Raw genomic sequence first — 23,392 nt, 5'->3', positions numbered from 1 at the left:
ACGACAACGGTTGGTGCGGTGGATCAGTGCTCGTCGGCGAGCGCGCCCTGCACGTAGCTGGCGGTGAGGACGGTGAAGACGTATGCCTGCAGGCAGATCACCAGGAACTCGAGGAAGGTGAGCGCGATGGTCATCACCCAGGAGAGCACCGAGATCGGGGCCAGCCAGACGTTGGCGCTCAGGATGGCGAAACCGCCGAGCGTGAAGACCAGCAGGAGCATGTGACCGGCGAACATGTTCGCGAAGAGACGAACCGCGAGCGAGAACGGCCGGACGATGAAGGTCGAGAAGAGCTCGATCGGGATCAGCAGCGGCAGGATGTACCACGGTGCCGGCGGGATCAGCGAGTTCTTGAAGTACTTGACGAAGCCGTGCTTCTTGATGCCGATGTAGTTGAACAGCACGTAACTGATCACCGCGAGGATCGCCGGGAAGGCGATGTGCGAGTTCGGCGAGATCTGGAAGAACGGGATGATCGCGAACGCGTTCGTCAGCAACACGAAGCAGAACAGCGTCGTGAAGTAGGGCGCGAACCGCACACCCGCGTGGCCGATCATGTCGACGGCGATGTTGTTGCGCACGAAGCCGTAGATCGACTCAGCGAACCACTGCTTCTTCGTCGGCACCAGCTGCGGGTTCCGGTAGGTCGCCAGGAAGAAGATGATCAGGACGCCGACCGCGATCCAGACCATCGCCGTGATCTTGGTGAACCAGTACGAGTTCTCCGCACCCCAGGGCAGGATGGCGGGCAGGTAGAAGTCGTCCACCGTGGGGGGGAATCCCGCCTGGCCCGCTGCCAGAACGTTCGCCTGTCCGAACACCGCGTCCCTTCCTAAGTAGGCGTGCCGAGTCGGCGGACGACCAGGATGATGCCCCCGGCCATACCGAGCACGACGCCGATCCCGGTGGCGACGCCGCCGGTGTCGAGCCACTGGTCAATCAGCCAACCGATGAAACCCCACACGAGCATGCCTCCGATGAGGTAGCTGAGCGCGGTCCAACCCTGACCGGCACCGGACGGAAGGTCGTCCGGTTCACCGGCGGGACGGGGGGTTTGGTCACCAGCCATGACGGGGCGAACGATATCAGCCGGGAAGACGAGGCTGTGCCTCACCCCCCGCACAACCGTCGTTGTGTGGGCTTCTCGTGGGCGCCGTCGTCTGTGGGCACGCTACTCCCCTTCCGCCCGTCGGAAAATGACCGGAGGCCGACACATTGCCGCGCGTCCAGAAAGTGGGACGACCCGCCGGGTCAGCGGTACGCCCGGCGAGCGTGCACCGTGGTCAGCCACCAGATGTGCACCGCCGTCCACACTGCCACCCCGGCGACGATGCCGAGGCAGAGCGGGATCAACCCCGCCCAACCGGTGGACGCCACCGCCACCAGCACCCCACCCAGCAGGCTGAACTTCAGCACGTACAGGCCCACGCCGAGCGGGAGCAGCAGCTGAGGGTTGACCTGGTCGGCCCGGGCCAGCACCACGGTGGTCAGCGTGTAGCTGAGCACCGTGACGCCCACCCCGGCCGCCGCGCCGACCGCCGCCGTCGGGCCGCCGGTCACCGCGCCGACGACGGCCGCGACCACGGCGAGCGCCACCGACGCGGCCAACAACACCGGCAGGTGTCGCAGCCGCCAGCGCCGGTCGCTGTCCGGCTCGACCACCCCGGGCTCAGCCACGGGGGTACGCCGGAAACGCCGCGACCAGCTCGGCCACCTCGGCGCCCAGCCGAGTCAGTTCGTCGGTGCCACCGGGCGTGCCGGGATCGGTGCGTACCGCACGGGCGATCAACGTGGCCACCTGCCGCAGCTCCCCCTCGCGCATCCCCTGGGTGGTGACGCTCGGCGTGCCCACCCGGATGCCGGAGGCCACCATCGGCGGCTGCGGGTCGTAGGGGATGGCGTTCTTGTTCAGGGTGATCGACGCGGCGTCGCAGCGTCGCTCGGCGTCCGCGCCGGTCACGCCCAGCTCCCGCAGGTCGATGAGCGCGAGATGGGTGTCGGTGCCACCGGACACCGGGCGCATCCCCTCGTCGGTCAGCCCGGCGGCGAGCGCCTGGGCGTTGCGGACGACCTGACCGGCGTACGTCTGGAACTCCGGCTGGGCGGCCTCGCGCAGCGCGACGGCCTTGGCCGCGACGGCGTGCATCAGCGGGCCACCCTGGGTGAACGGGAAGACCGCCTTGTCGATCCGCTGGGCCAGCCCCTCGCGGCACAGGATCATGCCGCCGCGGGGGCCGCGCAGCACCTTGTGGGTGGTCGCGCAGACGACGTCGGCGTACGGCACCGGGGACGGGATCGCCCGGCCGGCGACCAGGCCGATGAAGTGCGCGGCGTCCGCCATCAGATACGCGCCGACCTCGTCGGCGATCTCCCGGAACCGGGCGAAGTCGATCAGCCGGGGGTACGCGGTGGCACCACAGATGATCAGTTTGGGCCGGTGGGCCCGGGCCAGGTCCCGGACCTCGTCGTAGTCGATCAGCTCGGTGTCCGGCCGGACCGGGTAACCGACCGGGTGGAACCACTTGCCGGAGAAGTTCACCCGGCTGCCGTGGGTGAGGTGCCCGCCGTGCGGCAGGTCCATCGCCAGCACCGTGTCACCCGGCTGCACCAACGCGGCGTACGCGGCCAGGTTGGCGCTCGCCCCGGAGTGCGGCTGGAGGTTGGCGTGCTCGGCACCGAAGAGTTCCTTGGCGCGGGCGATGCCGATCTCCTCCGCCCGGTCCACCTCGGCGCAACCGCCGTAGTAGCGCCGACCCGGGTAACCCTCGGCGTACTTGTTGGTCAGCGTCGAACCGAGCGCGGCCAGCACCGCCGGCGAGGTCAGGTTCTCGCTGGCGATGAGCTGAAGGCCGCCCCGCAACCGGTCCAGTTCACCGAGGACCACCTCGGCGATCTCCGGGTCGGTGGCCCTGAGCTGCGCGAAATCCGGCCCCCAGAAGGTGCTCGTCTCGGTCTCCACAGCGAACGAGTCTAGGGCCTGTTGCACAAGGGCGGCCGAGCCGAGGCGGAGTCCGGGCGGCGATCCGGCAAGACGCGGTCACGTCCGGAACCGGTGTCGTATCCGGACGTGACCGCAACGCCGCCGGGCGTCGTCCGGGCCCGCCGCAGGCCGGCCAGTTCTTGTGCAACAGGCCCTCGGGGGCCGCAGACTGGGAGCCGTGAGATGCCTCGTCACCGGAGCCACCGGATACATCGGCGGGCGGCTGACGCCCCTGCTGCTCGCGAACGGGCACACCGTCCGCTGCCTGGCCCGTAAGGCGATGCGACTGCGGGACGTGCCCTGGGCGGAAGCGGCCGAGATCGTCGAGGGCGACCTCAGCAAGCCGGAGACGCTGCCGGCCGCGTTCGCCGACGTCGACGTCGCCTACTTCCTGGTCCACTCGCTCGGCCGGCCGGACTTCGAGGAGGCCGACCGGACCGCGGCGACCAACTTCGCGACGGCGGCCCGCGCTGCCGGCGTACGCCGGATCGTGTACCTGGGTGGGCCGGAGCCGGCAGCCGACGCGGAGGTCCCCTCCCCGCACCTGCGCTCCCGGGCCGAGGTGGGCCGGATCCTGCTGTCCAGCGGGGTGCCCACCGCGGTGCTGCGCGCCGCGGTGATCATCGGTTCCGGCTCGGCGTCGTTCGAGATGCTGCGCTACCTGACCGAACGACTTCCCGCGATGATCACCCCGCGCTGGGTCCGCAACCGGATCCAGCCGATCGCGGTCCGCGACGTGCTGCACTACCTGGCCGGCTGCGTCGAGCTGCCGGCGGAGGTCAACCGGGGCTTCGACGTCGGCGGGCCGGACGTGCTGACCTTCAGCGACATGATGCAGCGCTACGCCCGGGTGGCCGGGTTGCGGCGGCGGATCATCCTGCCGGTCCGCCCGCTCACCCCGTCGCTCTCCTCGCACTGGGTCGGCCTGATCACCCCGGTACCGAACAAGATCGCCCGCCCCCTGGTGGAGAGCCTGATCCACGAGGCGGTCGCCCACGAACACGACATCGCCCGGTACGTTCCCGACCCGCCCGACGGGCTGACCGGCTTCGACGAGGCGGTGGCGCTGGCCCTGGCCAAGGTGCGCGACGCCCAGGTGGAGACCCGCTGGTCGACGGCGAGCGGCCCGGACGCGCCCGCCGAACCGCTGCCCAGCGACCCGGACTGGTCCGGCGGCACCGCCTACACCGACGTCCGCGAGCGGGCGGTGGACGCGTCACCGGCGGCGCTCTGGCGGGTCGTCGAGGGCGTCGGCGGCGAACACGGCTGGTACTCGTTCCCGCTCGCCTGGTCCGTCCGGGGCTGGCTGGACCGGCTGGTCGGCGGGGTCGGGCTACGCCGGGGCCGACGCGACCCGCACCGCCTCCAGGTCGGTGAGGCGTTGGACTTCTGGCGGGTCGAGGAGATCGTCCCGGGCGAGTTGCTACGGCTGCGTGCCGAGATGCGGCTGCCCGGACGGGCCTGGTTGGAGATGCGGGTGGTGCCGACCGACGACGGCCGCAGCCGGTACCAGCAACGCGCCGTCTTCCTGCCGCGTGGCCTGGCCGGGCACACCTACTGGGGCTCGGTGGCCCCCTTCCACGCGGTGGTCTTCGGCGGAATGGCCCGCAACATAGCCCGCAACGCCGAACAGCCCTCCTGACCCGACCCTGGGTCAGTTGCCGGTGCGGGCTCCGGTGATCTGGAAGGCGGTTCGCTCGCTGGGCGGGACGAAGTCGCGTACCGGTTGGTCGCGCAGCCCGACGACGAGCACCTCGCCGACCGCGTCCACCATCCGGGCCTGCACCGCCTGACCGACCGCGTCCCGGGGGTCGTCCGGGTTCGCCGCCATCGAGGCGACCGCCAACTGCGGGGTGAACGCCACCACCGTCTCCGTCTCGTACCGCTCCGAGCTTCCGGTCTTGCCCGCCACCGGGCGGCCGACCTGCGCGCGCAGCCTCGGCGCGGTGGCGCCGTCGCAGCGCCCGTACATCGACTGGTCACCGACCGGGCAGCGCGCCGCGTCGGTGGCCGCCCGGGCCACGTCGGCGTCGAGCACCTGGCGGCAGTCCGGCTTGGCGGCGTCGACCGGCCGACCGCCCGAGTCGGTGATCGAGACCACCGGCAGCGGGGCACACCAGGTTCCCTCGGCCGCCACCGTGGCGTAGGCGGTGGCCAGGTCGAGCGGGGTGGTGGCGGCCACGCCCAGGGTGAACGGACCCCAGTTCCTCGCGCCGTTCCGGGCCAGGTTGGCGTCGGACTCGGCCCGCAGCACGATGCCGAGCCGCTCGGCCATCTCCACCACCCGGTCGGCGCCGATCTTCTCGGTCAGCCAGGCGAAGTACGTGTTCACCGAGCGTCCGAACGCGCTCCACATGGTGCGGGGGCCGTCCATCGACGACGGGCTGGCGTTCGCCGGACACCAGCGGCCGTCGCAGCTCGCCTGCCCGGTCACCGGGAAGCGGGTGAGGAGTCGGGTGGGCGCCACGAACTCGGTGGACAGCGGCAGGCCGGATTCCAACGCGGCGAGCATGGTGAAGAGCTTGAACGTCGAGCCACCCTGGTAGCCCTCGATCGCCCCACCACCGGCCACCAACTGGTTGACCGTGTTCGGGCGGTTCTTCTGCCCCACCGGGTTGTCCTGCACGCTGTAGGCGCGGTTCACCGACATGGCCAGCACCCGACCGGTGCCCGGCTGCACCACCGCGGTCGGCACCGCCTCCGCATCCGTCGGCCGGTAGATCTTCAGGACCTGCTCGGTGGTGGCCCGCTGCACCGCCGGGTCGAGCGACGACACGATGGAGAACCCACCCCGGCGCAGCGCCCGCTGGCGCTCGTCGGCGCTCGCCCCGAACGCGGACTGGCTGCTCCACCAGCGGGTGAACCAGTCGCAGAAGAAGCCCCAGTCGTTGTGCGCCTCGGGCACCCCCGTGCAGTCGTTCGGGGTCTCGCTGGGTTGCAGCCGCAACGGTTCGGCCCGAGCCGCCGCCGCCACGTCCGCCGGCACCTGCCCCGACTCCACCAGCCGCTCCAACACGTACGCCCGCCGCTCCAGTGCGCTGTCGGCGTCGCCGTTGATCGGGTCGTCGCTGTCCGGAGACCGGACCAGGCCGGCCAGCAGCGCCGCCTGGGCCAGGGTCAGCTCGGCCGGGGCCCGGGAGAAGTAGCGTTTGCTGGCCGCCGCGATGCCGTACGCCCCGGCGCCGAAGTACGCGATGTTCAGGTAGCGGGCGAGGATCTCCTCCTTGTCGAGTTCGCGCTCCAGCGCGAGGGCGTACCGCATCTCCTGGAGTTTGCGCACGGTGGTGACCTCGGTGGCGGCCATCCGCTGCGCCTCGGTCAGCCGTGGGTCGCTGCTGAGCACGTTACGGACGTACTGCATGGTGAGCGTGCTCGCGCCCTGCACGGTCCGGCCGCCGCTCTTGTTGGCGGTGAAGGCGCGTGCCACGCCGCGCAGGTCGACGCCACTGTGCTGGTAGAACCGGACGTCCTCGGCGGCCACGATCGCCTGCCGCATCACCGGGGCCACCTCGTGCAGCGGCACGTCCACCCGGTCCTCCTGGTAGAACGAGGTGATCAGGGTGGTGCCGTCGCTGGCGTAGAGGTTGGAGCGCTGGGCGGTCGGCGGCGTCCGGAGGGTGTTCGGCAGCTCCGAGTACGGCGTGGACAGGTTGCTGAAGCCGATCCCGAAGGCCAGCGCCGCCGGCAGGGCGGCGGCGGCCAGCACCAACCCGGCCAGCACTCCGGCGATCACCACGGTCAGCAGTTTGTCGAGATGGGCCCGGATCATCAGCTCTCCCCGCAGGAGCCGGTCACGCTAGGACCCGTTCAGAATGACCCGGAATGCCCTTTTAGCCCCTGGTTTTCCCCAAACCCGGAGGAAACTCGCACCGGGCTCAGGGGAGCAGCGCGCCGGCCAGCGGGTGGACCGTCTCCTCGATCTCGTCGGCGACCCGGCTGAAGCACTGGTCCCCGCGACCCCACGGGTCGTCCAGATCGTCGGTGGGCAACGAGGACGCCCCCAACCGGGCGTCGTGAGCCGCCGCGACCAACGCCACGCCCCGCGCGTACACCGCCTCCGGGGTCGCCTCGGCCGACGGCAACGCGGCGGCGTCCACCGCGGCCAGCATCCGGCCGAACTCACCGAGCACGAACGTGCGGGCCGCCGCGTCCGGCCGCAACGCCACCACGTACTCCTGCTGGTCGGCCGTCGCGGTCAGGACCAGGTCGGCGGCGTCGATGTGGTCCGAGCGCAACTTGCGCGCCGCGAACCCCTCGACGTCGCCACCACGACCGGTCACCTGCCGCGCCGCCGGCGGGTTCATCTCCTCGCCCGCGTGCCAACCACCGGTGCCCGCGCTGTGGCTGTGCACCAGCTCCTCGGCCCGGGCCGGATCCTCCGCGCGCCGCGTCAAACGCTCCCGCACCGCCAGGGCGAGCAGCCGCTCCGCCATCGGCGAGCGGCAGATGTTGCCCATGCAGACGTGCAGAACCGTGAACGGGGGCACTCAGACCCCCCGACCGTCGACGAGATCCGGTACGACGTCGCGCAGCTTCTCCAACGGGATCGCCCCGGCGCGCAGCAGTTGGGGCACCTCACCGGTCAGATCCACGATCGTGCTGGGCACCGGGTCCGGGCAGGGGCCCGCCTCCAGGTAGGCCCGCACCGAGTAGCTGAGCTGGTCACGCGCCTCCTCGGCGGTCACCGCGGCGGGCTGCCCGGTCTTGTTGGCCGACGACACCGCCATCGGACCGGTCTCGCGCAGCACCTCCAACGCCACCGGGTGCAGCGGCATCCGCACCGCCACCGTGCCCGTCTTGTCACCCAGGTCCCATTGCAGGCTCGGCGAGTGCTCGATCACGATCGTCAGAGCACCCGGCCAGAACGCCTCGACGAGATCACGAGCGGCCGTGGGCAGCGAGAAGACCAACCCGTCCAGGGTGTGCCGCGAGCCGATCAGCACCGGCGGCGGCATCTGCCGACCCCGGCCCTTGGCATCCAGCAACGCCTTGACCGCGTACGGGGTGAACGCGTCCGCGCCGATCCCGTACACGGTGTCGGTCGGGAGGACGACCAGCTCGCCGTTCTTGACCGCCTCGATCGCCGCAGCGATGCCGCGGTCCCGGTCGGCGGGCGACCGGCAGTCGTAGAGCATCACGAGGAGTCAGTCTGCCACGCCGCCCCGATCGTGGCGTCCTGGCCGTCCGCCCGTCGGGACGCGGTGGCGAAGCGGGGCCGCCCGACGAGGTCCCGATGCTCGGTGACAGCGTCGAAACCGCCCTCCTCGGCGAGCAGCCTGGGCACCGCCGAGCCGTGCGTGTCGTCGTGTTCGACACCGAACGCGCCGCCGGGGCGCAGCAGGGCCGCCGCGCGGGTGACGACCGGCCGGATCACCGCCAGACCGTCCGCGCCCCCGAAGACCGCCTCCGCCGGGTCGTACGCGGCCACCTCCGGCGGGACCACCACCTCGTCCGGCACGTACGGCGGGTTGCACAGCAGCACGTCCACCCGGCCCACCAGCTCCGCCAGCAGATCCGGCGCGGTCACGTCGGCCTCGACCACCTCGATCGGCCGGTCCCCCGCCCCGGCCCGCTCCGCCGCGTTGCGCCGCAACCAGGCCAACGCCTCCGGGGACCGCTCCACCGCGATCACCCGCGCCCCCGGCAACTCCTGAGCCACCGCCAGCGCGATCGCGCCCGAGCCACTGCACAGGTCGACAACCACCGGGTCGGGCCGCCCGCGAGCCTGCTCGACACCCCACCCGGCGAGCAACTCGGTCTCCGGCCGGGGTACGAAGACACCCGGGCCGACCGACAGCTCCAGATGCCGGAACCCGGCCCGACCGGTCAGATGCTGCAACGGCTCCCGCCCGGCCCGACGACGCGTCAACTCGTCCAGCCGCGCCACCTGGTCGACGCCGAGATCGTCGGCGAGCGCCAGCCGGCCCCGGGGCACCCCGAGCACGTACGCGGTCAGCACCTCGGCCTCCACCCGGGCGGAGCCGACCCCGGCGGCGGCGAGCACTCGGGCCGTCCGGGCCACCGCGGCGGACGGACGGATGGGGCCTGTCCCTTCGGGGGGGTGTTGCGGCAGAGTACTCACGACATAATCATGAAGCGTCGCGGGCGACGTGACGAACTGGTGCGCCGAGGCGCACGGCAGGAGGTTGGCGGGTGGGCTGGCTCGACCGGGTCGAGGACCAGGTTGATGCGCTCACGCACGCCCGGGCGTTGCAGGAGGCCAGCCGTTCAGCGGAGGCGTACGTCCTGTTGGAGCGTGTGATCCGCACCACCACCGACCCGGCGGCGCGAGCGGACGCGATGGTGCAGCGCCTCTCCGCGCTGATCAATCTCGGTCGGACCGCGGAGTTCACCCGGGCCATCGAGGAGGCGTCGGCAGCGGTCCGCGACCTCGCCGAGCCGTACCTGCACGGGCACCTCAACGCGCTGGCCGCTCTCGCCGCCCACCACCAGGGCGCACTGGACCGCTGCGTCATGCACCTCGTCCGGGCCGCCCGCGCCCTCGGCGCGGTGGAGGACCCGGACCGGGACACCGCGTGGGGTTGGCACGACCTGGCGATGGCCTACAGCTACCTCAGCTTCCACGGGTACGCCCTGGGGGCCATCGAGCGGGCCCGGCAGCTCGGGGTGACCGCCGGGATCCCGGAGGAGACCTTCGCCGCCCCGGGCATCCGGTTGCGCAACGCGGTGGCGCTGGACCACAACGGTGACAGCGACGGCTGCCTGCGGGTGCTCCGGGACGTGGCCTCCGACCTGGCCCGTTTCCTGCGCACCGGTCGGGCCGGCCACCTCCGCCCGAGCAGCCTCGCCGCGTACGGCTACGCGGCGGCTCGGCAGGCGGCACTCGGCGACCGGGTGGAGAGCAGCGGGGAGGCCCAGCCGGCCCGGTTGATCACCCACGGTGGGGACAGCGCCCGCGCACGGGACATGCGACAGCTCGGCCAGGTGTGCCTCGCGGTGGCCGACGGGCGGCCGATCGAGGCCGTCACCCGACTCGACACCGTCCAGGTGTCCAACGAGACGCTCGGCGCAGCCGAGCCGGCCCGGCTGCGCAGCATCGCGCTGACCCGCGCCGGCGACCACCTGGCGGCGCACCGGGCCGACCGCCTGGCGTTCCGGCTCGCCGCCCAGCGCAACGACCGGCTGCGCGACGTCTACATCGACGGCATCGCCGCCCGGATCGACCACGAGGAGATGCGCCGGGAGGCGGCGCGGTTCGAGGGCGAGGCGCTGACCGACCCGCTGACCGGGCTGCCCAACCGGCGTCGGCTGGAGCGGTACATCACCGCCGTGGTCACCCGGGGCGAACGGGTGGTCATCGGCGTCTGTGACCTGGACGGCTTCAAGGCCGTCAACACCCGGCACGGGCACCACTCCGGCGACCTGGTGCTGCAACGCATCGCCGGCGTGATCAACCGGGTGATGCGCCGGGGCGACTTCGTCGCCCGCTACGGCGGTGACGAGTTCGTGGTGGTGCTCCCGGACACCAACATGGCCGAGGCCGCCGAGGTGGCCCGCCGGATCGAGGCCGCGGTCCGACTGGAGGACTGGGAGTCACTGGTGCCGGGGACGCCGGTCGGGGTGAGCATCGGCTTCGCGGAGGTCTCCGGCGGCAGCGGGTTGCGCGACGCGCTCAGCGTCGCGTTCGAGCTGGCCGACCGGGAGATGCTCCGCGCCAAGACCCGCCCCCGCGCGAGCTGAGGGCCGCGGGTCAGCTCGCGGCCGCGGTCAGCGGCGGGTCAGCTCGGTGTCGCCGGCGAGCCGGGCGGCGCGGTCGGCCTCGGTGAGGGCGTCCAGCACCCCGTCCAGTTCACCGGCGAGTGCCAGATCCAGGTTGTACGCCGTGTAGCCGATCCGGTGGTCGGTGATCCGGTTCTGCGGGAAGTTGTAGGTGCGGATCCGCTCGGAGCGGTCCACCGTACGCACCTGTGCCTTCCGGGCGTCCGAGGCGGCGGCGTCGGCCTGCTCCTGGGCGTTGGCGAGGAGTCGTGCCCGCAGGATCCGCATCGCCTGCTCCCGGTTCTGCAACTGGGACTTCTCGTTCTGGCAGGAGACGACGATGCCGGTCGGCAGGTGGGTGATCCGTACCGCCGAGTCGGTGGTGTTCACCGACTGACCGCCCGGGCCGGACGAGCGGAACACGTCGATGCGCAGGTCGTTCTGGTCGATGGTGACGTCGACGTCCTCGGCCTCCGGCAGCACCAGCACCCCGGCGGCGCTGGTGTGGATCCGTCCCTGCGACTCGGTCACCGGGACGCGCTGCACCCGGTGCACGCCGCCCTCCCACTTGAGTCGCGACCAGACGCCGTTGCCGCCGTCCGGCACACCCTTGGTCTTGATCGCCAGGGAGACGTCCTTGACCCCGCCGAGGTCGGAATCCTGTGCGTCGATCACCTCGGTGACCCAGCCGTGCCGCTCGGCGTAGCGGGTGTACATCCGGAGCAGGTCACCGGCGAACAGCGCCGACTCCTCGCCGCCCTCACCGGCCTTGATCTCGACGATCACGTCCTTGGCGTCGTGCGGGTCGCGGGGGATGAGCAGCTCGGCGAGGCGTTCCTCCAGCACCGGAAGGGACGCGGCGATGGACTCCGCCTCACCCGCGAAGGCCGGATCCTCGGCGGCCAACTCGCGAGCCGCGACGAGGTCGGCGCGAGCCTGCTCCAGCTCGCCGGCAGCCTTGTGCAGCGGCACCAACTCGGCGTACCGGCGGCCGACCCGGCGGGCGGTGGCCTGGTCGGCGTGGATCGCCGGATCGGCCAGCCGCTTCTCCAGCTCCGCGTACTCGTCGAGGAGGCCGGCCAGACGCTCGCTGCTCATGCTGCGGATGCTCCTTCGACGGTGCGCGCCGGACCGGGCGGCCGGAATGGCCGGCGGTCGGGCGGAAACTGGGTTAAACGCGGACGGCGCCCGCGTCCGGTGGTGAACCGGACACGGGCGCCGAACGAGGAGTTACTTGGCCTTCTTGGCCTGAACCTTGGCGTACTTCTGCTGGAACTTCGCGACCCGGCCGGCGGTGTCGAGAACGCGCTGCTTACCGGTGTAGAACGGGTGGCAGGCGCTGCAGGTCTCGACGTGGATCGCCCCGCCCTTGGCGGTGCTGCGGGTCGTGAACGTGTTGCCACAGGAGCAGCTGACCTCGGTGGTCGCGTACTCCGGGTGGATGTTTGCCTTCATCTCGCCTCGGTCCTCTCGTTGGTGGTCGCCGGGTCGCCGTCATCGCTCGTCGCGCCGTACGCGACGGGCTCGGGCGTGAACCGGAACCGGTGGCCGATTGACCAGTGTGCCATGGGCCTGAACCGACCCGGTAATCGGGCCGCACACCTCGTCCGGCATCGTCAACACGCGCCTCCCCATCCGCATTCCCGCCGCCCGACGGGGCATTCGCGCACCCGGCGGACCACCGCCGGGTACCCCGCCCGGGGTACGCACGCCGAGCCGAAGGTCCGCCGATGACCCGCCTGATCGCCACCCGAGGGCTGCCCGCCTCGGGTAAGACGACGTTCGCCCGCACCCTCCAGCCGTCCGTCGTCCGGGTCAACCGGGACGACCTGCGCCGAATGCTGCACGGCGAGCGGCTCTTCACCCAGTGGGCCGAGGCCCAGGTGACGGTCGTCCAGCGGGCGCAGGTCGAGGCGCTGCTGCGGGCCCGCGCGGACGTCTGCGTGGACGACACCAACCTGCGCGCGCGGACGCTGCGGAGCTGGGCTGATCTGGCCGCCCGCCACGGCGCGGATTTCGAGGTGCACGACTTCACCGACGTGCCGCTGACCGAGTGCCTGCGCCGGGACGCGGCGCGTCCGGCAGCCGACCAGGTCGGCGCGGAGGCGATCCGCCGTCTGCACGAGCGCTACCTGGAGGGGAAGTCGCTGCCGTTGCCCGTGCCGCAGGCCCGCACCGGACGCCCCGCCGCCGTGCACCCACCGACGGCCGAACCACCGGAGATCGTCCTGGTGGACATCGACGGCACCGTCGCGCTGGCCGTGTCCCGCAGCCCGTACGACATGACCCGGGTCGGCGAGGACCAGCCGAACACGGCGGTGATCGCGGCGGTCCGGGCGATGCACGCCGCCGGGTACGGGGTGGTCTTCTGCTCGGGGCGGGACGCCTCGGCCCGCTCGGCCACCGAGGCGTGGCTGGCCCGGCACGTCCGGGTCCCCCACCTCGGCCTGCACGTGCGGGCCGTCGGCGACAATCGCAAGGACTCGATCGTCAAGCGGGAGATCTACGACCGGGAGATCCGGGACCGCTACCGGGTGGCCGGCGTCTTCGACGACCGCGTGCAGGTGGTCCAGATGTGGCGGGCCCTCGGTCTCACCGTCTTCCAGGTGGCCGACGGCGACTTCTGAGACGGCACGGCACGGCCTCGGCACGCGGCCGCCGCGCCGCGGCCCCCGAGGCCGCCGCCCAGGCTGACGCCGCCGAGGCCGAGGCCCTCGATGCCGCCGAGGCTGGCCACCCTGCCACCCGCCTTTGCGCGGGAGGCCTGGTGGGGTCAGGCTCCCCAGGGCCGAGCCACACGAAGACACATGACGAAAGGGCACGGCCATGACGGCCGTGCCCTTTCGTCGTCGGTCACCCGGGGACCGTTACTCCCCCGGCGTCGACTTCGCGATCTGCATCAGGAACTCGATGTTGGTACGGGACTGCTTGAGCCGGTCCAGCAGCAGGTCCATGGCCGCCTGCGAGTCCAGCGAGTGCAGGACCTTCCGGAGCTTGTGGATGATGGCCAGCTCTTCGGGTGCGAGCAGGACCTCTTCCTTACGCGTACCGGACGGGTTGATGTCGATGGCCGGGAAGGTCCGCTTGTCGGCGATCTTCCGGTCCAGCTTCAACTCCGCGTTACCGGTGCCCTTGAATTCCTCGAAGATGACCGTGTCGGCCATGGAACCGGTCTCCACCAGCGCCGTGGCGATGATGGTCAACGACCCACCGTTCTCGATGTTGCGGGCCGCGCCGAGGAAGCGCTTCGGCGGGTAGAGGGCGGTGGAGTCGATACCACCCGACATGATCCGGCCGCTGGCCGGTGCCGCCAGGTTGTACGACCGGCCGAGCCGCGTCACCGAGTCGAGCAGCACGACCACGTCGTGGCCGAGCTCGACCAGGCGCTTGGCCCGCTCGATGGCCAGCTCGGCCACCGTGGTGTGGTCCTGCGGCGGACGGTCGAACGTGGCCGCGATGACCTCGCCCTTGATCGACCGCTGCATGTCGGTGACCTCTTCGGGCCGCTCGTCCACCAGCACCACCATCAGGTGGCACTCCGGGTTGTTGCGGGTGATCGCGTTGGCGATCGCCTGCAGCACCATCGTCTTACCCGCCTTGGGCGGCGACTGGATGAGTGCCCGCTGGCCCTTGCCGATCGGCATGACCAGGTCGATGACCCGGGTGGTGAGGATGTGCGGCTCGGTCTCCAGGCGCAGGCGCTCCTGCGGGTAGAGCGGGGTGAGCTTGTAGAACTCCGGCCGACGCCGGGCCTCCTCCGGCTCCATCCCGTTGATCGTGTCCAGCCGCATCAGCGGGTTGTACTTGTCCCGCCGCTGGTCGCCGCTGTTGCCGCCCTCGCGGGCCGCCCGCACCGCACCGGTGATCGCGTCACCGCGGCGCAGGCCGTACTTCTTGATCTGGGACATCGAGACGTACACGTCGTTCGGGCCGGCCAGGTAACCGGTCGTCCGCACGAAGGCGTAGTTGTCGAGCACGTCGATGATGCCGGCCACCGGGACGAGCACGTCGTCCTCGCCGACCTGCGGCTCACGCCCACCGGTGTCGCCACCGGTCTCGGCGCGGTCGCCGCGCCCACGGCGACGGTCCCGGAAACGGCTGCGCCGGCCGCGCCGACCACCGCCCTCACCGTCGTCGTCGTCGCTGTCGCGCTCCGCCCGCTGCTGACCCCGGTCGTTGCGGTCGTTGCGGTCGTTGCGCTCCGAACGGTCGTTACGGTCCGAGCGGTCGTTGCGCTCGCCCCGCTCGGCACGCTCGCCGCGGTCGTTGCGCTCGCCCCGGTCGTTGCGCTCGCCCCGGTCGTTGCGCTCGCCCCGGTCGTTGCGCTCGCCCCGCTCACCGCGGTCGGCACGCTCACCCCGCTCGTTGCGCTCGCCCCGGTCGCCCCGCTCCGCACGGTCGCCCCGCTCGGCCCGCTCCGGACGCTCGGCCCGCTCGCGGCGGGTCTCGCCACGGTCGGTCCGCTCGCCGGCCTCCGCCTCATCGGTACGCGACTCGGCCGCGCGGGACTCAGTCGGACGCGACTCGGCCGCCCGAGACTCGGCGGGACGCGACTCGGTCGCTGCGGCCCGGCTCCGCCGGGTGCGACCACGGCCCTCGGTCTCGGCGGCCGGCTCGGCCGACGCCTGCTCGGCGCCACGCCCTTCGGCTGCCGGCCGGTCGGCGGTCTCCCGCACCTCGGCGCGCACACCCTCACGGGTGGGAGCGGCCGCGGCCGCGACCTCGGCCCGTGGTCGAGGGGTCCCGGCGGCGTTGCCGCCCTGCCGCTCGGAGATCGCGGCGATCAGCTCGCCCTTGCGCATGCGAGCCGTGCCGGAGATGCCGAGCGACGCAGCCAGGCTCTGCAGCTCTGGCAGCAGCATCGCCGACAGACCGGTGCCGCTACGCCGACGACGGGCGGGAGCGGCGGCGGTGGCATCGCCAGCGACGTTGGAAACATCCGACGTCACGTCGGTGGTGTCGCTCAATGGATTCCTTCCCTCGATAAGGCCGGGACTGCCCGGAGTCGGAACTCAGGTGGCCGGGCGGCCTCGGTGCACCCGCCTCGCATGGACGCGTCGCGGGAGTCTGTGACACAGCAGCCGGTGGTATCCCGACTCACCAACGTCGGTGAGCAGGTCTCGCCGTCTGCGGCGACCTGTGGAAACTGCGGCGCGGCGTGGGCCTTGGCAGGGGTTGACGGGCTGACCGCCGAGAGCTTCGGGGGTGCGCCGCCCCGCAGGAGATCGCGTGCTTCGCGGCTGTGCTAGGTCTAGAGCGTAATCAACTCTTCCGACCTGCGGCAACAGGGTCCCGCTCGGCGTGTCCCAGTCTACCCCGAGCAACCCGAGCGCCGCTGACGTCTATCGGTAACTGCCAGATCTGCCAGTCTGTTCCCGCCGGAAAGCTGGCCGGAGGCTCGCTGAGCGCCAGCACAGTGGGCCCGGCACCACTGACCACAGCTGCCACACCGGCCGCTCGCAACGCGCTGACCAGGGAAGACGTGGCGGGCATGCCGGCTGCGCGGTAATCCTGGTGAAGCCGGTCGACGGTCGCCGGCAGCAGCAGGGTCGGGTCGGCGGTCAGCGCGTGCACCAGCAGCGCCGCCCGCCCGGCGGTCAACGCGGCGTCGCCGTGCGGGACGGAGACCGGCAACGCGGCCCGCGCGGTGGCGGTCAATCCGCGTTCCGCGGGCACGAAGACGACCGGCCGCACCCCGTCGGCGACCGGCAGCGAAACCGCCCGGGCGCCGGTCGGCTCGGACCAGGCCACGGTGAAGCCCCCGAGCAGGCAGGGCGCGACGTTGTCGGGATGGCCCTCGATCTCGGCGGCCAGCCGGAGCACGCCGGCGTCGTCCAGCCGGTCGTCCCCGTCGGTGACCAGGGCGCGGGCCAGCAACACCCCGGCGACGATCGCGGCGGACGAGGACCCGAGCCCTCGCGCCTGGGGGATCCGGTTGACGCACTCCACGCTCAGCCCCGTGGGTTGGCCGCCGAGCACGTCGAACGCGACACGCATGGCGTGGACCACCAGGTGCCGATCATCGTCGGGCAACTCGCCGGCGCCCTGCCCGGTCACCGTCACCCGAACCCCGGCGGACGCGACCTCGGCGGCCAGATCGTCGTAGAGCCCGAGGGCGAGACCCAACGCGTCGAAGCCGGGGCCCAGGTTGGCGCTGGTCGCGGGAACCCGGACCCGAACCGGCCCGGCGGTGAAGTTCGTCGGCACGCGCTCATGCTAGGGCCCGGCACCGACGATCCGGTCCCGCGTCCGCAGCCTGGGACCCGCCGCGGCTGTGCACACCTCGTCCGGCGCCGGTTGAGCCGCCCCGTGGACGGGCATGCCGGGGTTCAACCGGCGGTGCCCGCGACCGGTTCGGTGGCCGGTTCGGTGAGCGAGAGCCGACGGGTGGCGATGCGCCAGCCGACGGCGTAGACGACGGTGATCAGCCCGCAGCCGGCGAGCACGACACGTTCGTCCACCACGTCGACCACCAGGGCCACAGCCAGTTGGCTCACCGAGATCGCCAGCGTCGCGAGCATCATGTCGGTGGCGAAGACGCGTCCACGCAGGTGGTCCGGAACCTCGCCCTGGAGGGCGAAGTTGGAGATCACCCAGTTGCTGCCGCCCGCGAAGTGCGCCACGAACACCAGCAGCAGCACCAGCGGGAACCACCTGACCACCGATGTGCCCAGGTAGGACAGGCCGTACAACGACATGGACAGCGCGAGCCCGGGCAGCAACCAGGCTCGGTTGGTCAGCACCCGACGCATCAGGATCGGGCCCACCAACGCCCCGGCTCCCCGCACCGCGAAGAGCAGACCGGCGCCGAGCGGGCCGACGCCGTACACACCGGCCAGCAACGGGAACACGGTCAGCACACCGTTGCCCAGGCCGACCGCCGACTTCACCGTGACCAGCGCGAGCACCCGGGGCCGGTGCCCGATGTAGCGCAGCGCCTCACGGACCGCCGCCCAGGTCCGCTGGGCCGGTCGGTCGGCGTCGCGAGGCGCCTGGAGGGGGCGGCGGATCCGGGTGGCGAGGCCCGCGGCCAGCACGAGGCCCACCGCCGCCACCCAGAAGCAGGCGTACGGGCCGGCGACGGTGCTCAGGACCCCGCCGAGGGAGGCACCGACGACTGTCATGGTGCCCCAGGCGGAGCCGGCCACGGCGTTACCGGCGGCCAACTCGTGCGGCTCCAGCACGTTGGGCAGCGCGGCCTGCGCGGCCGGCGAGTAGAACGCCTTGGCGACCGCCACCACGCCGATCGCGACGAGCGCCAACCAGGCGGTGCCCGCGCCCCGTACTCCGAGCAGCAGCAGTACGCCCGCGAGCGCCGCCACGTTCGCGGCGATCATGATCTTTCGCCGGTCGAAGCGGTCGGCGATCGTGCCGGTGTACGGCAGCAGGAGCGCCACGATGCCGGTGTCCACCGCCAGCACCAGCGCACCCCAGACTCCACTGCCGGTCAGGTGCGGCAGCAGGACCAGCAGCGGCACCATGACGAACCAGTCGGCGCCGAAGACCACCAACTCGGCGAGGAAGAGGTTACGGAAGCTCCTGTTGCCGGTCAGAACCGAGAGGGTGGACGTCACGGAGCGGCACCCTACCTGGTCGGGGTGTCCGGCACGCCTGCTCCCAGCAGCGCGGAGACGGTGACGAAGGTGTAGCCACGGGCGCGCAGCCCGCCGATCATGTCGGGCAGGCAGCGCAGCGCGACCAGTCTCCGGGCCGCGCCGACATCGTGACCGAGCACGATCGTTCCCGGTCTGACATCGACGACGGTGCGCCGGGAGTGGCCGACCGGATCGTCGGGGAACTCGCGCTCCACGTGGTTGCCCGCCTCGTGCCCCGCGAGCCGGTCACGGACGACGTCGGCGTGCCGCCGGACCTGCGCCCCGACCAGGAAGAAGGTGACCGGAACCCGATGCCGGGCCAGGGTGTCGAGCACCATCGACGTCCACTGTGGTGCGCTCCCGGCCGTCCGCCCGTCCTGCGTCACCCGCACCCTCCACATCCTCATGTGGAGTATGCAAGATGTGACGTGCCGTGCAGATGCGGTCGGATCGGAGTGTCGGGTCCGGCGAAATCGGAAACGCCCCCCGGCAGATCCCTGCCGGGGGGCGTTCCGCAATGCGGTGGAACCTACTCGGTCGGCTCCGACGGAGGCAGCGGAGAGGTACGGCTACGGGGCAGCCGCAGCACCTCGAACTGGTCCGTGCCCTCCACCAACGCGCCCGACGGGGCGCGACGCGGCGCCGGCTTCGTACCCTCGGTCGCGGCCGGGGTCGACGCACCGCTCGGCACGGCGACCTGGTTCGGGGTGTCGGCCTCGTCGGTCTTCGCCACGTCCACCTCCGGCTCGCCGGAACGCCGCCGATCACGCCGGCCCCGCAGCGATTCCTTGGTGTGCTCCACCATCGAGTACAGCGTCGGCACCAGGATCAGCGTGAGCAACGTCGAGCTGAGCAGACCGCCGATCACCACGACCGCGAGCGGTTGCGAGATGAAGCCGCCCTCACCGGTCAACCCGAACGCCATCGGCAGCAACGCGAAGATGGTCGCCACCGCGGTCATCAGGATGGGACGCAGCCGGCGTCGGCCTCCCTCGACCACCGCCTCCCGGACCCCCATGCCCTGCGCGCGGTACTGGTTGATCAGGTCGAGCAGCACGATCGCGTTGGTGACCACGATGCCGACCAGCATCAGCACACCGATCAACGCTGGTACGCCGAGCGGCGTGCCGGTGATCAGCAGCAAACCGATCGCGCCGGTCGAGGCGAACGGGATGGAGATCAGCAGGATCAGCGACTGGGTGAGGCTACGGAACGTCGCCACCATGATCAGGAAGACGATCGCGATCGCGGCCAGGACCGCCAGGCCCAGGTCGGCGAAGGCGTCCGCCTGATCGGCGCTGACACCGCCGATGGTGAAGCTGGCGCCGGGCACGTCGATGCCGTCCAGGCGCTTCTGCAACTCCTGGCTGGTGGCGCCGAGGTTCGAGCCGGTCGCCGCACCGGTGACCGACACGCTGCGCTCACCGTCGATGCGGGTGACCTGCTGTGGACCCTCGCCCTGGGTGACGTCCGCGATGTCGTCCAGCTTGACCGGACCCACCGGCAGCGCCCGCAGCTCCTCCACCGTCATCGGCGGCTTCGCTCCCAGCCGCAGCACCACGTTCTGCTGCCGGCCGTCGAGCGCGACCTGCCCCAGCGGCGCGCCCCGGAACGCCTGCGACACCACCTGCCCGACGGCGGCCTCGGTGAGGCCGACCCGACCGGCGGCGACCCGGTCGACGGTCACGTCGACCCGCGGCACCCGCTCGGCCAGGCTGGTGGAGACGTCCTCGACGTCCGGCACACCGGCCATCGCCGCCCGTGCCTCCTCGGCGGCCCGGGTCAGCACCTCCGGGTCGCTGGCCTGGACGATGACCTCGAGCTGGCTGGTCGACGCCTCCTGCCCACCACCGAAGCTGATCTCACCCACGCCGGTGCCGAGCTTGTCGAACTCCTTGCGCAGCACCTCGCGCATCTGCTTGGCGTCGATGTCGCCGTCGAGCGCCAACGACCAGTTCGCGACGTTGTTGCCGCCGCCACCCGCCCACGGGTTGTCCCCGGCGCCCGCCGTCACCTGGTACGTCTCGACACCCTTGGTCCGGGACAGCACCGCCTCGACCTGCTTGGCCGCCGCGTCGGTGGCCGCCAGGCCGCTACCGGCCGGCAGCTCCTGGCTCATGTTCAGGGTGTCCTGGCCGGAGTCGTCCAGGAAGTTGGTCTCCAGCTTCTGCGCCAGACCGAAGGTGCCGAAGAGCACCAGCAGGCCGAGCCCGACGGTGATCCAGCGGGTGGACCGCTTGCGGGTGGCGAACCCGATCACCGGCAGGTACGCCCGCTGCAACGGGCTGCGCAGCTCCTTCTCCTCCGCGTCGCGGCGTACCGCCTCGTCGTCCGCGGTGCCGCCGCGCGGCTTGAGGAACCAGTACGCCAGCACCGGGATCACGGTCAGCGACACCAGCAGCGACGCGAGCAGGGCCACCGTCACGGTGATCGCGAACGGCGCGAAGAGCTGGCCCACGAACCCGCCGACCAACGCGATCGGCGCGAACACCGCCACCGTGGTGAGGGTGGACGCGGTCACCGCGCCGGCCACCTCACGGACGCCGGTGATGATGGCGTGCCGCTTCTCCTCGCCGTACTCCAGGTGGCGTTTGATGTTCTCCAACACCACGATCGAGTCGTCCACCACCCGGCCCACCGCGATCGTCAGCGCGCCGAGGGTGAGCAGGTTGAGCGAGTAGTCACCGATCCACAGGGCGATCAGCGCCACCAGCACGGAGAGCGGGATGGAGACGGCGGTGACCACCGTCGAGCGCACCGACAGCAGGAAGACCAGGATGACGATGACCGCCATCACCAGGCCCAGCAAGCCCTCGGTGGTCAACGACTCGATCGACTTCTCGACGAACGGCGCCTGGTCGAAGACGACGGTCAACTCCGCGCCGGACGCGTCCTTCAGGTCGGCGAGCCGGTCGCGGATCTCGTGCGAGATCTGCACCGCGTTGCCGTCCGGCGCGGCGGTGACCGCGATGCCGAGGCTGTCCTTGCCGTTGGTACGGGTGATCGCGGTGGCCGGCGCGAGCTGCTGCTCGACGGTCGCCACGTCGCCGAGGCGGACGGGTGCCGCACCCGGGGCGACCACGATGCCGCGCAGGTCCTCGATGGTGCCGATCGGCGAGCCGACCTGGACCGGGAGGGCCAGCGCCCCGTTGGTCACCGCGCCGGCCGGCACCGCCACGCCGTTGGTCTTCAACGCCGCGCCGATCGCCGTCGGCTGGATCTGGGCCGCGGCGAGCTTCGCCGGGTCCGGGGTGACCACCACGACGTCGTCACGGGTGCCGGTCACCTCGACCGTGCGCACCCCCTCGATGCCCTCCAACTCGGGCACCACCGTCGCGCGCAGCTTCTCGGCGAGCGCCCGCTCGTCGGCCGTGCCGGCGGCGGCCAGCACCACCGCCGGGAGGTCGTCGGTGCTACCCGCGATGACCTGCGGGTCGACGCTCTCCGGCAACTGGGCGTCGATCCGGCTCAGCGCGGTCTGCATCTTGTTGACCACGTCGTCCAGGTCGGTGCCGAACTCGTACGTCACCTGGACGGTGGCCGAGCCCTCGCGGGACGTGGAGGTGACCTTGTCGAGCCCCGGGATGCCCTGCAGGGCGTTCTCGATCGGCTCGGTCACCTGCGACTCGACGATCTCGGGACCGGCACCGGGGTAGGCGGCCACGATGAACGCGGCCGGGAACTCGAGCGACGGCAGCAGTTGCTGCTTCAGCGACGGCACGGCGAACGCTCCGAACACCGTGGTCACCACCGCGATGAGGGCGATCAGCCCTCGGTTGGCGAGGCTGAATCTGGCGAGCAGCGACATCGGCCTGGCTCACTCCTGAACGAGAATGCGGGCGGGGATACGTGAAAGTGTGCCGGACTCGATCACCGGAACCCCCGCCGCCCCCGGAGGCGGCCCACCCTCGGTGGTGGTGCGCTCAGGCCAGGTCGAGTGCCCGGGCCGCCGCCATCGGGTCGTTCGCGATGGTCAACGGGGCCGGCGCGGTGGAGATCGCCCACTCCGGGTCCTTCAAACCGTGACCGGTGACCGTGCAGACGACGGTCGAACCGGGCGGCACCGCGCCTGCGGCGGCCTGCTGGAGCAGACCGGCCACGCTGGCCGCGCTGCCCAACTCGACGAAGACCCCGACCTCCCGGGCGAGCAGCCGGTACGCCGACAGGATCTCCCGGTCGGTCACCGCGGCGATCAACCCACCGGAGGTGTCCCGGGCGTCCAACGCCTTGGTCCAGCTCGCCGGGTTGCCGATCCGGATCGCCGTGGCGATCGTCGACGGCTCCGGCACCACCTTGCCGGTCACGATCGGAGCCGCCCCGGCGGCCTGGAAGCCGTACATCTTCGGCGTCCGGGTGGTGGTGCCCGCGTCCCGCTCCTCCGCGTAACCCATCCAGTAGGCGGAGATGTTGCCGGCGTTGCCGACCGGCAGGCAGTGGATGTCGGGCGCGTCACCGAGCGCCTCGACGATCTCGAAGGCGGCGGTCTTCTGGCCGTGCAGCCGGTCGATGTTCACCGAGTTGACCAACGCGACCGGGTGATCCTGGGCCAGCTTCGCGGCGAGTGACAGGCAGTCGTCGAAGTTGCCGCTCACCTGCAGGAGCTTCGCGCCGTGCACCAGCGCCTGGGCGAGCTTGCCCAGTGCGATCTTGCCCTGCGGCACCAGCACCGCACAGGTCAGCCCGGCCCGCGCCGCGTACGCGGCGGCGGAGGCGCTGGTGTTGCCGGTGGAGGCGCAGATGATCGCCTTGTTTCCGGCCTCGACCGCCTTGGACACCGCGACGGTCATGCCGCGGTCCTTGAACGAGCCGGTCGGGTTGGCGCCCTCCACCTTCAGGTGCACGTCGCAGCCGATCCGGGCGGACAGCACCGGCGCGGGCAACAGCGGGGTGTTCCCCTCGTGCAGCGTGACGACCGGCGTGGCCGCGGTGACCGGCAGCCGATCCCGGTACGCCTCGATCAGACCCCGCCACATGTCGTTCTCCTCGCCTCTGCCACCGCGCCGACCTCGTCGGGGCCACCTTGGACCAGCCTTGCGCAGCTGTCGATGGCACACCCCGGCTTACCCACCTGGCGGGACGCCCGAGCCCATCCCGTCGA

19 protein-coding genes are annotated in these 23,392 nt (G+C 71.8%); 3 read left to right on the top strand and 16 right to left on the bottom strand.

Features of this window, described 5'->3' with window-relative positions:
• Positions 1-23: 23 nt before the first annotated feature.
• The 4 genes from atpB to glyA all read right to left on the bottom strand — a co-directional run bounded on the left by atpB (position 24) and on the right by glyA (position 2,959).
• Positions 24-821, bottom strand: a complete 798-nt coding sequence (gene atpB, locus O7617_RS17870; RefSeq protein ID WP_282256919.1) for a F0F1 ATP synthase subunit A — start codon at positions 819-821, stop codon at positions 24-26.
• Between the two features lie 11 nt (positions 822-832).
• Positions 833-1,069, bottom strand: a complete 237-nt coding sequence (locus O7617_RS17865) for an AtpZ/AtpI family protein (RefSeq protein ID WP_282256918.1) — start codon at positions 1,067-1,069, stop codon at positions 833-835.
• 182 nt (positions 1,070-1,251) lie between these two features.
• Complete coding sequence (locus tag O7617_RS17860) at positions 1,252-1,677, bottom strand: hypothetical protein (protein ID WP_282256917.1); 426 nt, start codon at positions 1,675-1,677, stop codon at positions 1,252-1,254.
• Positions 1,670-2,959 (bottom strand): serine hydroxymethyltransferase, encoded by a 1,290-nt coding sequence (glyA, locus tag O7617_RS17855; RefSeq protein ID WP_282256916.1) that lies wholly within the window; start codon positions 2,957-2,959, stop codon positions 1,670-1,672. Before glyA ends, O7617_RS17860 begins: the two co-directional genes overlap by 8 nt.
• A gap of 199 nt (positions 2,960-3,158) precedes the next feature.
• Between glyA and O7617_RS17850 the strand changes: the two genes are divergently transcribed.
• A complete protein-coding gene (locus tag O7617_RS17850) occupies positions 3,159-4,622 on the top strand; it encodes an SDR family oxidoreductase (protein ID WP_282256915.1) in 1,464 nt (487 codons plus the stop codon).
• A gap of 12 nt (positions 4,623-4,634) precedes the next feature.
• Here the strand turns inward: O7617_RS17850 and O7617_RS17845 are convergent, their stop codons facing one another.
• From O7617_RS17845 to prmC, 4 genes are all read right to left on the bottom strand, one after another.
• A complete protein-coding gene (locus O7617_RS17845) occupies positions 4,635-6,749 on the bottom strand; it encodes a transglycosylase domain-containing protein (protein ID WP_282256914.1) in 2,115 nt (704 codons plus the stop codon).
• Between the two features lie 106 nt (positions 6,750-6,855).
• Entirely contained in the window at positions 6,856-7,467 is a 612-nt protein-coding gene (locus tag O7617_RS17840; RefSeq protein WP_282256913.1) for a phosphotyrosine protein phosphatase, read from the bottom strand.
• Positions 7,468-8,115 carry an L-threonylcarbamoyladenylate synthase gene (locus tag O7617_RS17835; RefSeq protein ID WP_088987874.1) on the bottom strand — a complete coding sequence of 216 codons (648 nt, stop codon included), beginning with the start codon at positions 8,113-8,115 and terminating at the stop codon, positions 7,468-7,470. It lies immediately after the preceding gene.
• The gene (gene prmC / locus O7617_RS17830) at positions 8,115-9,062 is read right to left on the bottom strand and encodes a peptide chain release factor N(5)-glutamine methyltransferase (protein ID WP_282256912.1); all 948 of its coding nucleotides are present in this window, start codon (positions 9,060-9,062) and stop codon (positions 8,115-8,117) included. Before prmC ends, O7617_RS17835 begins: the two co-directional genes overlap by 1 nt.
• A gap of 71 nt (positions 9,063-9,133) precedes the next feature.
• Between prmC and O7617_RS17825 the strand changes: the two genes are divergently transcribed.
• Positions 9,134-10,681 (top strand): GGDEF domain-containing protein, encoded by a 1,548-nt coding sequence (locus tag O7617_RS17825; protein WP_282256911.1) that lies wholly within the window; start codon positions 9,134-9,136, stop codon positions 10,679-10,681.
• 27 nt (positions 10,682-10,708) lie between these two features.
• On the opposite strand, the gene prfA is transcribed toward O7617_RS17825, so the two are convergent.
• Both prfA and rpmE read right to left on the bottom strand, forming a co-directional pair.
• Positions 10,709-11,797: a peptide chain release factor 1 gene (prfA, locus tag O7617_RS17820; protein ID WP_282256910.1), complete on the bottom strand. Its 1,089-nt coding sequence runs from the start codon at positions 11,795-11,797 to the stop codon at positions 10,709-10,711.
• 132 nt (positions 11,798-11,929) lie between these two features.
• Entirely contained in the window at positions 11,930-12,154 is a 225-nt protein-coding gene (rpmE, locus tag O7617_RS17815; RefSeq protein WP_282256909.1) for a 50S ribosomal protein L31, read from the bottom strand.
• 275 nt (positions 12,155-12,429) lie between these two features.
• Here rpmE and O7617_RS17810 point away from each other — a divergent pair, with 275 nt between their 5' ends.
• Complete coding sequence (locus O7617_RS17810; protein ID WP_282256908.1) at positions 12,430-13,326, top strand: AAA family ATPase; 897 nt, start codon at positions 12,430-12,432, stop codon at positions 13,324-13,326.
• A gap of 240 nt (positions 13,327-13,566) precedes the next feature.
• Here the strand turns inward: O7617_RS17810 and rho are convergent, their stop codons facing one another.
• From rho to thrC, 6 genes are all read right to left on the bottom strand, one after another.
• Positions 13,567-15,666: a transcription termination factor Rho gene (gene rho / locus O7617_RS17805; RefSeq protein ID WP_282256907.1), complete on the bottom strand. Its 2,100-nt coding sequence runs from the start codon at positions 15,664-15,666 to the stop codon at positions 13,567-13,569.
• A gap of 295 nt (positions 15,667-15,961) precedes the next feature.
• Positions 15,962-16,906: a homoserine kinase gene (gene thrB / locus O7617_RS17800; protein WP_282256906.1), complete on the bottom strand. Its 945-nt coding sequence runs from the start codon at positions 16,904-16,906 to the stop codon at positions 15,962-15,964.
• A 122-nt stretch (positions 16,907-17,028) separates the two neighbouring features.
• Positions 17,029-18,273, bottom strand: a complete 1,245-nt coding sequence (locus tag O7617_RS17795; protein ID WP_282256905.1) for an MFS transporter — start codon at positions 18,271-18,273, stop codon at positions 17,029-17,031.
• A gap of 11 nt (positions 18,274-18,284) precedes the next feature.
• Entirely contained in the window at positions 18,285-18,686 is a 402-nt protein-coding gene (locus O7617_RS17790; RefSeq protein ID WP_282256904.1) for a polysaccharide deacetylase family protein, read from the bottom strand.
• A 137-nt stretch (positions 18,687-18,823) separates the two neighbouring features.
• Positions 18,824-22,102, bottom strand: a complete 3,279-nt coding sequence (locus tag O7617_RS17785; RefSeq protein WP_282256903.1) for an efflux RND transporter permease subunit — start codon at positions 22,100-22,102, stop codon at positions 18,824-18,826.
• Positions 22,103-22,217: 115 nt separating this feature from the next.
• Complete coding sequence (gene thrC / locus O7617_RS17780; RefSeq protein WP_282256902.1) at positions 22,218-23,267, bottom strand: threonine synthase; 1,050 nt, start codon at positions 23,265-23,267, stop codon at positions 22,218-22,220.
• Positions 23,268-23,392 lie beyond the last annotated feature (125 nt).

The organism is Micromonospora sp. WMMD1155 (assembly GCF_029581275.1).
Taxonomy (GTDB): domain Bacteria; phylum Actinomycetota; class Actinomycetes; order Mycobacteriales; family Micromonosporaceae; genus Micromonospora.
This window is presented reverse-complemented; position numbering and strand designations above follow the sequence as displayed.

Excerpts from the sequence above, each read along its gene's own strand:
- O7617_RS17865 (WP_282256918.1), bottom strand. The coding sequence starts at position 1,069 with ATGGCTGGTGACCAAACCCCCCGTCCCGCCGGTGAACCGGACGACCTT.
- O7617_RS17845 (WP_282256914.1), bottom strand. The coding sequence starts at position 6,749 with ATGATCCGGGCCCATCTCGACAAACTGCTGACCGTGGTGATCGCCGGA.
- O7617_RS17835 (WP_088987874.1), bottom strand. The coding sequence starts at position 8,115 with ATGCTCTACGACTGCCGGTCGCCCGCCGACCGGGACCGCGGCATCGCT.
- prfA (WP_282256910.1), bottom strand. The coding sequence starts at position 11,797 with ATGAGCAGCGAGCGTCTGGCCGGCCTCCTCGACGAGTACGCGGAGCTG.
- rpmE (WP_282256909.1), bottom strand. The coding sequence starts at position 12,154 with ATGAAGGCAAACATCCACCCGGAGTACGCGACCACCGAGGTCAGCTGC.
- O7617_RS17810 (WP_282256908.1), top strand. The coding sequence starts at position 12,430 with ATGACCCGCCTGATCGCCACCCGAGGGCTGCCCGCCTCGGGTAAGACG.
- O7617_RS17785 (WP_282256903.1), bottom strand. The coding sequence starts at position 22,102 with ATGTCGCTGCTCGCCAGATTCAGCCTCGCCAACCGAGGGCTGATCGCC.
- thrC (WP_282256902.1), bottom strand. The coding sequence starts at position 23,267 with ATGTGGCGGGGTCTGATCGAGGCGTACCGGGATCGGCTGCCGGTCACC.